At 55.6% G+C, this 12,519-nt stretch carries 14 protein-coding genes and 1 riboswitch; of the genes, 9 read left to right on the forward strand and 5 right to left on the reverse strand.

What is annotated here, in order from left to right; genetic code table 11:
- Nucleotides 1–17: 17 nt before the first annotated feature.
- Nucleotides 18–1,091, reverse strand: coding sequence for a threonine-phosphate decarboxylase CobD (cobD, locus tag KGP17_RS10375; RefSeq protein WP_223499266.1), 1,074 nt, complete (start codon nt 1,089–1,091; stop codon nt 18–20).
- 222 nt (nt 1,092–1,313) lie between these two features.
- Nucleotides 1,314–1,507, forward strand: a riboswitch (cobalamin riboswitch).
- A 148-nt stretch (nt 1,508–1,655) separates the two neighbouring features.
- Here cobD and cbiB point away from each other — a divergent pair.
- From cbiB to cobT, 6 genes are read left to right on the forward strand one after another with little or no spacing between them, the layout of a single operon-like run.
- Nucleotides 1,656–2,612, forward strand: coding sequence for an adenosylcobinamide-phosphate synthase CbiB (gene cbiB / locus KGP17_RS10380; RefSeq protein WP_223499267.1), 957 nt, complete (start codon nt 1,656–1,658; stop codon nt 2,610–2,612).
- A 49-nt stretch (nt 2,613–2,661) separates the two neighbouring features.
- A complete protein-coding gene (locus KGP17_RS10385; protein WP_223499633.1) occupies nt 2,662–4,203 on the forward strand; it encodes a cobyric acid synthase in 1,542 nt (513 codons plus the stop codon).
- A complete protein-coding gene (cobU, locus tag KGP17_RS10390) occupies nt 4,200–4,745 on the forward strand; it encodes a bifunctional adenosylcobinamide kinase/adenosylcobinamide-phosphate guanylyltransferase (protein WP_059200491.1) in 546 nt (181 codons plus the stop codon). Before KGP17_RS10385 ends, cobU begins: the two co-directional genes overlap by 4 nt.
- Nucleotides 4,742–5,482, forward strand: coding sequence for an adenosylcobinamide-GDP ribazoletransferase (gene cobS, locus KGP17_RS10395; protein WP_218519467.1), 741 nt, complete (start codon nt 4,742–4,744; stop codon nt 5,480–5,482). Before cobU ends, cobS begins: the two co-directional genes overlap by 4 nt.
- A gap of 9 nt (nt 5,483–5,491) precedes the next feature.
- Complete coding sequence (locus KGP17_RS10400) at nt 5,492–6,109, forward strand: adenosylcobalamin/alpha-ribazole phosphatase (RefSeq protein ID WP_218519466.1); 618 nt, start codon at nt 5,492–5,494, stop codon at nt 6,107–6,109.
- Between the two features lie 3 nt (nt 6,110–6,112).
- Entirely contained in the window at nt 6,113–7,171 is a 1,059-nt protein-coding gene (cobT, locus tag KGP17_RS10405; RefSeq protein ID WP_223499268.1) for a nicotinate-nucleotide--dimethylbenzimidazole phosphoribosyltransferase, read from the forward strand.
- A 92-nt stretch (nt 7,172–7,263) separates the two neighbouring features.
- Here the strand turns inward: cobT and KGP17_RS10410 are convergent, their stop codons facing one another.
- The 3 genes from KGP17_RS10410 to KGP17_RS10420 are packed head-to-tail and all read right to left on the reverse strand — an operon-like array spanning nt 7,264 to nt 9,698.
- Nucleotides 7,264–8,553: a cytosine permease gene (locus tag KGP17_RS10410; RefSeq protein WP_218519464.1), complete on the reverse strand. Its 1,290-nt coding sequence runs from the start codon at nt 8,551–8,553 to the stop codon at nt 7,264–7,266.
- Nucleotides 8,554–8,572: 19 nt separating this feature from the next.
- Nucleotides 8,573–9,262, reverse strand: coding sequence for a PAS and helix-turn-helix domain-containing protein (locus KGP17_RS10415; RefSeq protein WP_037374900.1), 690 nt, complete (start codon nt 9,260–9,262; stop codon nt 8,573–8,575).
- Between the two features lie 25 nt (nt 9,263–9,287).
- A complete protein-coding gene (locus KGP17_RS10420; RefSeq protein WP_021178360.1) occupies nt 9,288–9,698 on the reverse strand; it encodes a GNAT family N-acetyltransferase in 411 nt (136 codons plus the stop codon).
- Between the two features lie 502 nt (nt 9,699–10,200).
- Here KGP17_RS10420 and KGP17_RS10425 point away from each other — a divergent pair.
- Nucleotides 10,201–10,434 carry a hypothetical protein gene (locus KGP17_RS10425; protein WP_024486733.1) on the forward strand — a complete coding sequence of 78 codons (234 nt, stop codon included), beginning with the start codon at nt 10,201–10,203 and terminating at the stop codon, nt 10,432–10,434.
- Nucleotides 10,435–10,548: 114 nt separating this feature from the next.
- Here KGP17_RS10425 and KGP17_RS10430 read toward each other — a convergent pair whose 3' ends face one another.
- A complete protein-coding gene (locus KGP17_RS10430; protein ID WP_024528493.1) occupies nt 10,549–10,863 on the reverse strand; it encodes a hypothetical protein in 315 nt (104 codons plus the stop codon).
- Between the two features lie 389 nt (nt 10,864–11,252).
- On the opposite strand from KGP17_RS10430, the gene KGP17_RS10435 reads away from it, so the two are divergent.
- Both KGP17_RS10435 and KGP17_RS10440 read left to right on the forward strand, forming a co-directional pair.
- A complete protein-coding gene (locus tag KGP17_RS10435; protein ID WP_021804758.1) occupies nt 11,253–11,426 on the forward strand; it encodes a hypothetical protein in 174 nt (57 codons plus the stop codon).
- 146 nt (nt 11,427–11,572) lie between these two features.
- Nucleotides 11,573–12,487, forward strand: a complete 915-nt coding sequence (locus tag KGP17_RS10440; protein WP_218519463.1) for a DMT family transporter — start codon at nt 11,573–11,575, stop codon at nt 12,485–12,487.
- Nucleotides 12,488–12,519: the final 32 nt, after the last annotated feature.

Below are 12,519 nucleotides of genomic sequence, written 5' to 3' on the forward strand. Positions count from 1 at the left end.
CTAAAAACTCCTGCGCCTTAGCCTTCCTCCAGTACCTGTTGCAGCGCGGCTATCAGCCTGCGGTTGGCCGCTTCGCTCTTGATCGCCACCCGATAATAGTCGGTGGAAAGGCCAGGGTAGTTGGCACAGTGGCGGATCAAGATGCGGTGCTGCAACAACGCCTGTTGGAGATCGTAGCCGGGGCGCAGGCAGCGTAGGAAAATATAGTTCGCTGCCCCTGGCCAGATACGCAAGTGCGGCAAGGCTATCAGCGCGTCAAACAACCAGGCACGCTGCTCGGCCAGCCATTGGTGGGTTTGCTGGATGTAATCGAGATCGTCAAGGATCACTTCGCCTGCCAGTGCTGCATAGGCATTGATGGTCCAGGGCTCGCGCTGCTGTTTCATCTGTTGCAGGCCAGCGCGATCGCTGCTGACCAGATAGCCGAGCCGCAGCCCGGGAATGGCGAAGAATTTGGTTAATGAACGCAGAATGTAGAGGCGTGAATAGTCCGCCATTTGTGGGATCAGCCCCGGCGCATCTGGCAGAAAGTCGATAAAGGCTTCATCAACGATCAACGCAATATTGTGCTGGCGACAACAGGCGACAATGGCCTGCAATAGCGCGGGGTCTGGCATCAGCCCGGTCGGATTGTTGGGGGTAGCCAGGAACAGGCAGTCCGGTTGGCGCTCGGCCAGCACCTGTAGCAACCGCTCATCGGGCTGAAATCCACCGGCTTCATCCAGCGGGAAGTCCTCGATCTGGCAGTCAATCCGCTGCAATGCCCGGCGGTATTCGGCAAACCCAGGCGTTAGGAGCAGCGCCGTGCGGGGGCGTAGCCGGTTCACGATGGCGTAAATCAGCTCGGTGGCCCCGTTGCCTGCCATGATATTTTCCGCCGGGCAGTGATGACCCCCTGCCAATGCTGCATGCAGACGCCGGTATTCAACGTCGGGATAGCATTCGGCGCTGGTCAGATGCTCGATAATCGCCACCTTCAGGCTGGCCGGCATGCCCAATGGATTGATATTGGCGCTGAAATCAATAATCTCGGCCGGATCCAGGCCGCTTTTCAACGCCATTTCCAGTACGTTACCACCATGTTCACTCACGGTTTTGCTATTCCCCCTGTCAAGTTTGCGTGCAGGATAACACAGGGTAATCGCCGTTGATCCGGCGTAAACCAAACCTGTCGCTCTGGTGAATGCCAGATCTTGGCGTGTATTCGCGAGATCAACAGGTTATTATGGCATGGCGATTGTCGAGGCTATCGAGATGATAACTAAGCGATAAATTGAAGCGTTGCGTTTATTGAAGCGAAAACGTGGTAATTAACCGAATTATTGCCAACTGGATAACCCACACCCTGAACGATAACAGGTTGTGGTTGGGAAGGGGGTGTAACTCCCCCGCAGCCCCCGCTGCTGTGATGCCGACGAGTCCACTGCGCCACTGATCTGAGGATTGGGAAGGGAGTGGATAAGGATGACGCTAAGCCAGAAGACCGACCAGTTGGTCACACATTCAACACCTTCGGTGGGAAGGGGGTTGTCATGAGATACGAGCAGCTATGTTGCACCGCTTGGTCGTATCCTGTTGACACCCAAATCCCGCCCGAGAGGTCGGGATTTTTTTATGCCATTAACCCACCATCAGGCTTCGATAAGGTGCGCGCCATGACGCTGCTAGCCTGGTTCGCGGCCTTTCTGCTCGACAGTCTGTTAGGGGACCCGCCACACTGGCCGCATCCGGTGCGCTGGATCGGTAACCTGATCACGGCGCTACAGCGCGCGATCCGCCGGATTTGCCATAGCGAGAGGGCGCTAAAACTTGGCGGCGGGCTGCTGTGGCTGGGCGTCGTTGGGTTGGTTTGGCTGGTGAGTTGGAGCTTTTTAACGCTGATGCAGCATATCCACCCGTGGTTGGGCTGGTTGGCGGAAGTCTGGCTGATTTATACCCTGCTCGCCGGGCGCTGCCTGGAACAGGCGGCCATGGAGGTTCACCGGGCACTGCAAAGTGCCGATCTTGAGGAGAGCCGCCGCAAGCTGTCGTGGATTGTCGGGCGGGATACCTCACAACTGGAAGAGCCGCAAATCACCCGGGCGGTGGTGGAAACGGTGGCGGAAAACAGCGTGGATGGCGTAATTGCGCCGCTGTTCTTTTTACTGATCGGTGGGGCACCGTTGGCAATGGCGTATAAAGCGGTTAACACTCTCGATTCAATGGTGGGCTATAAAACGCCGAAATACCGCGCCATCGGCTATGTGTCGGCGCGGATGGATGACTTCGCCAACGGGTTACCCGCCCGGCTTAGCTGGCTACTGCTGAGCTGTGCGGCCCGGATGCACGGATTGGACTATCGCCAGGCGTTACGTATCGGCTGGCGCGATCGCTATCAGCATACCAGCCCCAACTGCGCCTGGTCGGAAGCGACCGTGGCTGGAGCGCTGGGAGTGCGGCTTGGCGGTCCTAACAACTACTTTGGTCAGCGGGTCGAAAAGCCGTGGATCGGTGAGGCTCGGCGGGAGATCGAGCTGGCAGATATTCCACGCAGTACGCGTCTGATGATGACGGCCTCGCTGTTGGCTCTGCTGCTGTTTGCAGCGTTACGCCTGCTATGGCTTGGCGCTTGAAATAATAATGGTTTGCGCGGCTCAGCTAGCGCGACGCGGAGAACATGTGATGAAACGGTGTGTGATGGTGCAGGGAACCGCATCTGATGTGGGTAAAAGCGTGCTGGTGGCCGGCCTGTGCCGGATCTTCATGCAGGATGGTTATCGCTGTGCGCCGTTCAAATCGCAGAATATGGCGCTCAACTCTGGCATTACCGCCCGTGGCGAAGAGATGGGCCGGGCGCAGATCTTTCAGGCCGAGGCCGCCGGTATCGCACCCGATGTGCGAATGAACCCGGTACTGTTGAAACCGACCAGCGATTGCCAGGCACAGGTGGTGCTGATGGGCAAAGTGGCCTGCAATATGGACGCAGTCAGTTATCACGAGTATAAGCCGCAGTTGCAGCAACAAATCAGCGAGGTGTATCACAGCCTGGCCAGCGGTTACGACATCATGGTGCTGGAGGGGGCGGGTAGCCCGGCAGAAATCAACCTGCGCGACCGCGACATCGTCAATATGGGCATGGCGGCGATTGCCGATGCGCCAGTACTGTTGGTGGCCGATATCGATCGCGGCGGGGTATTTGCCGCCATTTATGGCACGCTGGCACTGCTAGAACCGGAAGAAAAAGCTCGGGTGAGAGGGGTGATCATCAATAAATTCCGTGGTGATATTGCCTTGCTCTATTCGGGCTTGGAGCAGATTGAGGCGCTGACCGGTGTGCCGGTGCTGGGCGTGATGCCCTGGTTGAATATCGATCTGGAAGATGAGGATGGTGTGGCGTTGCAAAATGGCAAATATGCCCCGACAGGCAGTAGCCATGAGCTGGACATCGCGGTGGTACAACTGCCCTATATGTCCAACTTTACCGATTTTAATGCCTTGGCGGCCCAGCCGGACGTAGGGCTGCGCTATGTTTCGCACCCGGCGGCGCTGGCCGGTGCCGATCTGATTATCCTGCCGGGTAGCAAAAATACCCTGGGGGATCTGCAGTGGCTACAGCACAGCGGGTTGGCGGCGGCGTTACAGGATCAGCACCGGGCCGGAGTGCAGATCGTGGGTATTTGCGGCGGCTACCAGATGCTCGGTAAGCACATTATTGATGGCGTGGAGTCCGGTGTGGAACAGATGGCGGGTTTGGGCTTGCTGGATGTCACCACCCGCTTCGCACCGCAAAAAGTCACTACGCAGGTGACAGCACAATGTGAGCCTGGGTTGCCCGGCCTCTGGTCTGGCTGTGGCGAGCAGGATGTCGTTGGTTATGAAATCCATATGGGCACCACCCAGCTTGGCTCAGAGGCTACGCCTTTCTCCCGCCTTTCCCTACGCAATGGGCAGCCGGATAGCGCCTTCGACGGTGCAGTGAACCCCACCGGTAACGTGCTGGGCAGCTATATCCATGGCTTATTCGACAGCGCGCCTTTTTGCCGTGCGCTGCTAAACCAATTGCGCCAGCGTAAAGGGCTAGCGGTTTACGACGGCCCGGATTTCGATTATGCCGATTACAAGCAGCAACAGTTTGATCTGTTGGCCGATAAGATGCGGGAACATATTGATATGGATAAAATTTACCGCTTGATGACCGAGCACCAGCAAACGGAGGCACAATGATCCTGATCACCGGCGGAGCACGCAGCGGCAAAAGTTCGCTGGCCGAAAGGTTAGCGAGCGGTGTCAGTGACCGGGTGTTGTATATCGCCACCTCGGTGGTCACCGATGAGGAAATGGCCGAACGGATCAAGCTGCATCGCCAAGCCCGGCCCGCTCATTGGCGTACCTGGGAGGGGAGCCAGCAACTGGCCAGTGTGATCGACCAACAGGCGGGGGCGGGAGATGCGGTGATCCTGGAGTGTATTACCACGCTGATCGCCAACCTGATGTTTGACCTGACCGGGGAGACGCCGGTGGAAAGCATCGATTTTGCCGTGGTTGAAACGGCAATCCAACGGCAGATCGATGATCTGCTGGCCGCCTGCGCCCGCAGTCCGGCGGCGATCTATCTGGTCACCAATGAACTGGGGATGGGCATCGTGCCGGAAAACCGTTTGGCACGACACTTCCGTGATATTGCCGGGCGTGTTAACCAGCGTTTGGCCGCCGCCGCCGAGTCGGTGCTATTGGTGATTTCTGGTATTGAGGTCAAGATCAAATGAGTCTGCGACTATTTTGGGCCACCCTGCAACTGATGACGCGTATCCCGCTGCCCGCCAGTTGGACACAGGGATTGGCGATGGATAATTACCAGCGCGGCATCGTCGGTTTCCCTTTGATTGGCCTGATCGTGGGTGCAATCGGTGGGGCCGTCTTTACCCTGTTGGCCTCCTGGTGTGGGGTGCCGCTGGCGGCATTGGGCTACGTGCTGGCATTGGCTCTGGTTACCGGCGCCTTTCACCTCGACGGATTGGCCGATACCTGTGATGGCGTGTTCTCGGCCCGCACCCGGGAAAAAATGCTGGAGATCATGCGTGACAGCCGCCTTGGTACCAATGGGGGGTTGGCGCTGATCTTTATCGTCGTGGCCAAAGTGTTGGTGATCAGCGAACTGGCACTGCGTGGGGTACCGATGTTGGCCACGTTGGCGGCAGCGGGAGTGGCCTGCCGGAGCCTGGTGGTATTGATGATGTATCGCCAGCCTTATGCCCGTGAAGGTAACGGGCTGGGGAACCTTTACATTGGCAAGATCAGCGGGGGGCAAACGCTGTTCACTCTGGCGCTAGGGGCCGCTTTGGTCGCCTTGTTAGGGCAGGGGCTGTTTGCGCTTGGCTGTGCGCTGATCGCCGTGCTGTTGCTGCGGGCCTATCTGCGCCGCCGTCTGGGCGGGCAAACGGGCGACACCCTGGGGGCGGCGATAGAAATTGCCGAATTGATCTTCTTACTGGCACTGCTGTGAGTGGGCGTTATGCGGCTATTTTTGGTACGACACGGGCAAACGGCGGCGAATCGACAGGGCGTATTTTGTGGCATGACCGATATACCGTTGACCGAGCAAGGTGAACAGCAGGCCAGGCAGATCGCACAATGGCTGGCCGAGGTGCCTTTTACCCAGGCGATCAGCAGTGAGTTACTACGTGCCCGGCATACCGCCGAGATTGTGATTGGGCAGCGGGAACTGGCGATCCAACCTGACGGCGGCTTTAACGAAATGAATTTTGGTGACTGGGAAATGTGCCATCACCAGGATTTGCAGCAGCAGGATAGTGCAGCCTGGGCCGACTGGGTGGCGGATTGGCAGCGAGCCTGCCCGCCAGCGGGGGAGTCCTTTCCACTGTTTTCCCAGAGGATTAGCCTGCAGGCCCAACGTCTGCTGGACGAACAGGGCGATGGCGATCGTCTGCTGGTGGCGCACCAAGGCTCCCTGAGCCTGTTGCTGGCAGGGTTACTAAAGCTGCCTGCCTCCGGGATGTGGCACTTCCCGTTTACCCAGGGAGCCTACAGCGTGGTGGAACTCAACCAGGGGTTTGTCACGCTAAAGGTATTTAACAGCCAGGCTCATTGGCAGCCTGCAAGTAGAGAATAAAGTATGCAAACATTGTCATCGTTAATCGACCTGATTAAGCCGTTGGACGCGGCTGCCATGCAACAGGCAGCGGCAAAGATTGATGGCCTGCTTAAGCCACCGGGCAGCCTTGGCCGCCTGGAACAGTTGGCAACCCAACTGGCCGGGATGCGCGGTTTTAGCGGGATGGTCGCCAGCCGCAAGCAAATCATCGTCATGATGGCCGATCACGGCGTTTATGCCGAAGGGGTAGCGGTGTCACCGCGTGAAGTAACGGTGATCCAGGCGCTGAATATGGTGAAAGGCAATACCGGCGTCTGCGTATTGGCGGCCAATGCCGGTGCCGAGGTGAAGCTGGTGGATGTTGGCATCGACAGCGAACCCTTGCCGGGCCTGATCGACATGAAAGTTGGGCGCGGCAGCGGCAACATTGCGCGTGGTGCGGCAATGACGCGCCAGCAGGCGGAGGAGTTGCTGTTGGCCACGGCTCAATTGACGCTGGAACAGGCGGCGCTTGGGGTGAAGCTGTTTGGCGTTGGTGAGTTGGGGATGGCTAATACTACGCCAGCCGCTGCGTTAGTTAGCGTCTTTACCGGCCGCGATCCGCAGGAAGTAGTCGGCATTGGGGCCAATTTCCCCAGCGATCGTTTGCACCACAAGGTGGACGTGGTGCGTCGGGCGATTGAGGTAAATCAGCCGGATACCCAAGACGCGTTGGACGTGTTGGCGAAGCTGGGTGGATACGATCTGGTAGGAATGGCTGGCGTGATGCTGGGGGCTGCTGCGGCCGGCTTGCCGGTGATCCTCGATGGTTTTCTCTCATATTCTTCCGCGCTGGCGGTTTGCGGCATTGCGCCTCAGGCTCGGGATTACCTGTTGCCGTCCCATTTCTCTGCGGAGAAGGGCGCGGCTGCCGCACTCGAGCACCTGCAATTGGCACCTTATCTGCATCTGGATATGCGGCTGGGGGAGGGCAGCGGTGCCGCCATTGCCATGCATATCGTGGATGCGGCCTGCGTGATGTTTAATCAGATGGGATCGTTGGCGGACAGTAATATCGTTATTCCCGGTAACGCGACCTGAACGGCTGATACCACCACCAAGATTTTACCTTGTAGGGACGCCGCCCGCTTAGCTAGGGTCGAACATATGCTCGACCCTGTTAATTCGACAAATTAAGCAGTTTGCAGGTTGGTTGCACGGCCAAACAGGCGTTTAAACAGCCAGTAAATCACGCTGGCTGCCAGCAGTGAGTTAATGGTTGGCACGCCCCATTCCGTCACCAGGCCGATCACGCTACCGACAATGCTGGCGATAATCGCTGCCCAGCCGATGAGTGGCGTTTCCTGCGGCAGTTGGCCGAGCTGGCGGCTGGCGTCCAGCGCATCGCGGTGGCTGCGCAGCACGAAATAATCCACCAGCATGACGCCGAGGATCGGTGGGAATACCACGCCCAGCACGGTCAGGAAATCCACAAACCGATCCAGGATCCCCAGAACCGAAAGCAGCGTGCCCAACAGACCGATAATCACCGTGGTCGCGGTATATTTCAGCTTTTTACCGGTGATCCCTTCAACCGCATTCACCACGCCCAAGGACGACGAATAGAGGTTCAGATCGTTAACGCGCAGGGTGGAGAATACCACCACCAACAAACCGATACCGCCCGCACTCTGAGCCATGATCGTCACCACGTCTGCGGTGCCGAGCGTTTTGGCAATAAAAATCGCCAGGCCGTTAACCACGAATTCACCGGCAATAATGGTCAGCAGCGTAATGCCAAACACGTGGCGTTTGTTTTTGGAGTAACGGGTCAGGTCAGGGGTCATCAGGCTGGCAACAATGGCACCGCCAACGACGATGGTGATGCCCGCGCTGATGGTCAATGCGTCCCCCATCGGTGCCAGCAGAATGGCCTCATGCAGTTTCTGCCCGGAGAGGACGTGATAGGAAATAAAGAACACCAGCAGGATAAACAGCGGCACAGCAATACGAGCTGTGATGCGCAGCGCTTTAAAACCAAAAGCGACCAGCACCGTCAAAAACAGGCCGGAGAGTGAGGCCGACAGCGGGAAGCCCAGGCGATCGCCCAAGGCGAAGTTAAGCGATTTGGCAAAGATGGCGTTCTGAATGCCAAACCAGCCCAACAGGCTGACGGCCACTACCAGGCCGATAAGCACCGAGCCTATACGGCCAAAGCCACACCAGCGAGCCAGCAGGCTGCCGGAAATACCTTCTCTCATCCCGGCCAAACCTAGCCCAAACGTCACGACCCCAAAAATCAAGCTGCCAATCGAGATGGCGATAAAGGCATCGGTCAGGGTCATTGAGTTGCCCAACACGGCACCCAGCATAAACTGGTCCAAGGCCGTTAGCATACCCATATGCACGATGGCGACGCTGAGGAAGGAGACCCTCTTATCCTGCGGTACCCGGCTCAGTGGGTAGTCTTCAATTTTAATCACGATAATCTCTCGTTAACGTTTAAATAAATTGGATGCCTTTTTCAATCAGGCGTACTGGAATGTAGCTGTCCAAGTTCACCTGTTTGCAATACTCTTCGAACTGCTGGAGCGTATGCACATCGGCTTTTTGGTAGATGTTGTAGATTCTATTTTCTATGGTTTTATTGCTGACGTCATATAACCTGGCAATCTCTTTGTTGGTGTAGCGTTGCAGCATTAAAAATATGATGTCCAGCTCCGACTGGGTAAAAATCTGGATGCTGACTTCGGTGGTTAATATGCTGGGCTTTTGCTGGTTGATATATTTTAGCGGTGAAAAACTGTCCAGCGGACGGGCGTTCCACATGGTGCCAACCAGCTCTTCCTTGTCATTATAAATAGGCAGTTTTTCGCTGATAAAGGGGACCAGGCTGTCGCTGCCGTACCAGAAGTGCGTCTCGATAACGGCTACGCGATCCCGCGTTCCTTCGGTTTTCCTGTCGTGTTCTTGCAAGTCGGGGGCAAACTCTGCCCAATCGGCGGGGAACTCGGCATCAAGCTTGCCCGCAATATCGAAATTGAGAGGTGTGTTGGTATAAAGATAGGCCGCCTTATTCATATAAATATGGCGTGAAGATAAATCTTTAATGCCCCAAGGCTCATTTAAATGTTCCATCATGGTGATGAGACCTTTTAAATATAATTCATTGCTCTGCCAAAATGAATCCATTTGAACCCCTCATACTTCAGCGCTATCAGATGTTTTTCGCTAAATAGATGCGAGTATGGCGGTGCGCATAACCCGCTAAGTTGCCATACGGCTGGTACCCCAGTTTTTCGTAAAACGCCTGCGCCTGAAAACTGAAGGTATCGACATAGGCCATATGGCAACCGCGCTTGACGGCTTCCTGTTCTGCCCGCAGCATCAGATCACGGCCGTAGCCTTTTTTACGATACTCGTCGCCCACCCACAGGTACTGGACTTCTAATCCACCCCACCAGGTTCTGGCAACCAGCCCGGCCACAATCTGCCCGCGATCGTCGGTGACGGTCAGGAATAACGGATGAATATCTACCGCATCATACTGATGGTTGTGCGCCCAGAGGCTGTCAATCACGAACTCTTCATCCTGCGGATTTGGAGTGTCCGTTACGTTAATCTTCATGGTCAATCTTTCCTTTTCATGCTAATAATTCAAATGTTCATTAAGGTCTCTGTATTGATTAGCTTTTGTTAACATTTATTGTCAATGATTACAAGGGTGTTTTTCACCTGTTTTCCTGGTGGCAAAAAATGGGTATGTTGTTGGTAAGAGAAGGGAATAATTGACCTTTCTCAAGAGTATACCGAATAGAGAATATTGTGCTTCACCAGGGATACGCCCTTTAGGGCAGAGGATAGTGACAAGAGCAAGCTAACTTGCCAACCGCACTATGCCTCACTGAACATGTAGTAAGATTTACCATCACTTTGCAGTAATGCATTGCGCAAAGTAGCGGATTAAACTCCGCTACTTTGCCGCAAAATCCGTGCCTTTATCGTATAATTACCTGTTAAGCACCGCGTTTCGTGGTGCTCCTCGCTTCAAGTGGCCCCACTGAGGTATTATGACTGAGCGACCGATTTCGCGGCCAGCTCGCAACAGGTGAGAAAGTATTGATGGCATTATGAAAACACTTAAGCCGCGCCGCCCTCATGGGCGGTGGATCTATTACATTCTGCACGAAGATATTCTGTGGCCATGCCCAGTCAAATGGGAGTGGGAAGAGAATTTCGAGGCATGGTTGCCTTTTTACTACTCGCCCACCTTGGAGTTTGTGGCAGGCGATCCGGCGAAAGCCGTCAAGGTGACGAAACCCCAAACGCCCGGCTTGCAGCCGAAACGCCTGGAGTACGCTTGATTCGGGTATGCCCGATGATTATTCAACCCATCCCTGAATGCCGATACTCGCCAAGCCTTGCTATCCGGCCTGAAGTAATCCATCCCTGACGCATCGCCGTTTTTCTGGCGGAACTCAATTGAGTAAATCGTGAACGGTGCGGCGCACGTAGTGGGTCATCTGCGCCAGGTCTTCGGGCGCAACCGGGCCACCGCCAGCCAAGACGACCTGTTGCTCGATCTGGGTGATCTCTTGCTCAACCCGGTTGGCGATTTGCACCTTGACGATCTTGTCTACCGATGACAGCAGAACCTTCAGTACCACTTTCAGCGCAATGTTTTCGCAGAATGAATCGTAGGAGTGGGCTGTTGGCGGCGCTTCTACCGCCGGTGGCGGCATGCGTGGGGCCATAGCCTTGAAACTGTCTACATTTTCAATAATAAGATCCATGTCTCTTATTAGTTCATCAAAATCTTTAGACACTGACTTATTTCCCTTTGCAGTACGCAAAAAATAGAACGCCTGGCTTTGGTTGGCTGACAGGCGGACACAGCTTGAATCGACCGGACGTTCAACGGGTGAGCGGTAGGCTGGTCGGCATTTTAACCCTGCTCGGGTTCCGCAAACAAGATAGGGATGATTGATGGTTTGCCTTCTATGTATAACTGCTAGTGATGGTTTTTCGCTGTCTATACAAAGTGTATTGCCGCCTGGAGCTCTGATAACCGGTGCCCTATGATAAAAAATGCGAAGGGTATTCAGATAAACGCTTAGACCGCAACCCGACAAGCGCTGCACAGGCTAAACTTGAGGGGCAGATATTCACACAGGGAGGAGATATGGAACCCGAACGTGGCATTAAGCGAGTGATACTTTCTGATGGCGCTATCAAACATGTGGTGGTGGAAGACGCTATGGGCAACGAGCGCACCCTGGCTGCCGTAGATTACATCTCTGAGGGGATACAGCCGCCGTTGGAAACGCTGCCGGAAGTCCCGGCCCAGGAAGAGTAAAAAGACCCAGGAGGATGGGTTGTCAACCCTCGGCACCGGGCGGCGATTGCTGCTGCCAATCCGGCACGATATTGCCCATTGCTAGCCTTTTCCCCATACTGGCAGAAATTGTGTATTTTATTGCACCCAGCAGGAAGGGCAAGTCAGTGTCAACGGTCAAGAAAAACTCTACTCCCGCGCTGTTTCTGAAAATCAAACCCCAGGAGGCCGTGCTGGTCCTTATCACCATGCTCTGGGGCGGCACCTTTTTGGCCGTGCATCAGGCGATGCTGGTCAGCGGGCCATTCTTTTTTGTCGGGCTACGTTTTGGCACCGCGACGTTGGCGCTGGTGCTGTTTTCTCTGCGTTCGCTGCGGGGGATGACCTGGTACGAAATCAAGGCCGGGGTGTTTATCGGCACCTCGATCATGTTCGGCTATGGCCTGCAAACCATGGGGCTGCAAACCATTACCAGCAGCCAGTCGGCATTTATTACCGCCATGTACGTGCCGATTGTGCCGTTATTGCAGTGGTTAGTCCTTGGCCGTATGCCGGGGATTATGTCCTGGATTGGCATTCTGCTGGCCTTCGTCGGGCTGATGCTGTTGAGTGGGCCAAGCAGTTCCAGCCTGGCATTCAGCGGCGGTGAATTCCTGACGTTGGTCAGTGCGCTGGCGATCGCTATCGAGGTGATTTTAATCGGTGCTTTTGCGGGCAAGGTCAATGTGCGGCGGGTGACCATTGTACAGTTGGCTACTGCGTCGTTGTTATCGTTTTTGATGATGGCTCCTACCGGGGAGTCGGTTCCGGCGTTTTCCAACTATCTGCTTTACAGCGCGGTAGGGCTGGGGATCGCCAGTGCGGTGATCCAACTGACGATGAACTGGGCACAACGCAGCGTTTCACCTACCCGTGCCACGGTGATTTATGCCGGTGAACCGGTATGGGCTGGGATAGTCGGCCGTATCGCCGGTGAGCGTTTGCCTGGGTTGGCGCTGATTGGCGCAGGGTTGATTGTGCTGGGGGTGATTGTCAGTGAGTTGCGTATTCGGCGTAAACCAAAGCCAGTAGAGTTGACATAGGGGCGGGCGCTGCATGCCGCAACTGTAAAAAC

The sequence above is a fragment of the Serratia sp. JSRIV001 genome (genome assembly GCF_019968745.1).
In the GTDB taxonomy this organism is placed as follows: Bacteria; Pseudomonadota; Gammaproteobacteria; order Enterobacterales; family Enterobacteriaceae; genus Chania; species Chania fonticola_B.

Bases quoted from the DNA above. Each gene is read 5' to 3' on its own strand.
- cbiB (WP_223499267.1), top strand. From the start codon at position 1,656: ATGACGCTGCTAGCCTGGTTCGCGGCCTTTCTGCTCGACAGTCTGTTA.
- KGP17_RS10385 (WP_223499633.1), top strand. From the start codon at position 2,662: ATGAAACGGTGTGTGATGGTGCAGGGAACCGCATCTGATGTGGGTAAA.
- cobU (WP_059200491.1), top strand. From the start codon at position 4,200: ATGATCCTGATCACCGGCGGAGCACGCAGCGGCAAAAGTTCGCTGGCC.
- cobS (WP_218519467.1), top strand. From the start codon at position 4,742: ATGAGTCTGCGACTATTTTGGGCCACCCTGCAACTGATGACGCGTATC.
- KGP17_RS10400 (WP_218519466.1), top strand. From the start codon at position 5,492: ATGCGGCTATTTTTGGTACGACACGGGCAAACGGCGGCGAATCGACAG.
- cobT (WP_223499268.1), top strand. From the start codon at position 6,113: ATGCAAACATTGTCATCGTTAATCGACCTGATTAAGCCGTTGGACGCG.
- KGP17_RS10415 (WP_037374900.1), bottom strand. From the start codon at position 9,262: ATGGATTCATTTTGGCAGAGCAATGAATTATATTTAAAAGGTCTCATC.
- KGP17_RS10420 (WP_021178360.1), bottom strand. From the start codon at position 9,698: ATGAAGATTAACGTAACGGACACTCCAAATCCGCAGGATGAAGAGTTC.
- KGP17_RS10425 (WP_024486733.1), top strand. From the start codon at position 10,201: ATGAAAACACTTAAGCCGCGCCGCCCTCATGGGCGGTGGATCTATTAC.
- KGP17_RS10430 (WP_024528493.1), bottom strand. From the start codon at position 10,863: ATGGATCTTATTATTGAAAATGTAGACAGTTTCAAGGCTATGGCCCCA.
- KGP17_RS10435 (WP_021804758.1), top strand. From the start codon at position 11,253: ATGGAACCCGAACGTGGCATTAAGCGAGTGATACTTTCTGATGGCGCT.